At 54.6% G+C, this 229-nt stretch carries 1 protein-coding gene; it reads right to left on the bottom strand.

The genetic code is table 11. The features are described from left to right. Positions 1 to 96: PHP domain-containing protein (locus QP415_RS14200; RefSeq protein ID WP_442953503.1), on the bottom strand; the 96-nt coding region annotated here is incomplete at its 3' end. Positions 97 to 229: the final 133 nt, after the last annotated feature.

Genomic DNA, 229 nt, shown 5'->3' with positions numbered 1-229 from the left:
AGCTTCCTGAACCATCGGCGCGATTTTCGCTGCGCCGTCCAGCATGGAGTATTCGGAGTGGTTGTGAAGATGAACGAAACTGTCACGGGTGGCCATACGTGTCATCTTAATGGTTCTGCAGTGCCCTCGATGAGCTGAGCGAGGTGACGATGCTCAATTCCTGCATCCCAGAATGTGTCGTCGCCGTGTGACACATATCCGAGGCGTTCGTAGAATCCCTGTGCCTGCA

This window comes from Pauljensenia sp. UMB3104, assembly GCF_030217285.1.
GTDB lineage: Bacteria > Actinomycetota > Actinomycetes > Actinomycetales > Actinomycetaceae > Pauljensenia.
The sequence above is the reverse complement of the archived record's forward strand: the minus strand, read 5'-3'. Positions and strand labels throughout refer to the sequence as shown.